The following is a 232-nucleotide window of genomic DNA, read 5'->3' as shown; positions in this document are numbered from 1 at the left end:
CCGTTGCCGCTCCCCTCCGCCGGGCTCGTGGCCTGGGCATTCGCGGCACGTCGTTGCGCGCCTCAGCCGCTTCATCGGACAGGGTGGGACGCTGCTGGCCCGCACCGAGGCCGAAGCCGCCCGGGAACGCACGCGCCCCGGTGAGCAGCGCATCGGCCTGCGCCGCGGGGGCATCGCTGTCGCTGAGCGGCGGCTCGCAGGCGAAAGGGCGGTCGGCCAGCGGCGCCGCGGG

The 232-nt window shown here is 77.6% G+C and carries 1 pseudogene; it reads right to left on the bottom strand.

Features of this window, described 5'->3' with window-relative positions:
- Positions 1–232, bottom strand: a pseudogene (locus ACQG3P_RS24815) (YecA family protein); the annotation flags it as partial.

This window comes from Stenotrophomonas sp. SrG (genome assembly GCF_050031795.1).
GTDB lineage: Bacteria > Pseudomonadota > Gammaproteobacteria > Xanthomonadales > Xanthomonadaceae > Stenotrophomonas > Stenotrophomonas rhizophila_A.
The sequence above is the reverse complement of the archived record's forward strand: the minus strand, read 5'-3'. Positions and strand labels throughout refer to the sequence as shown.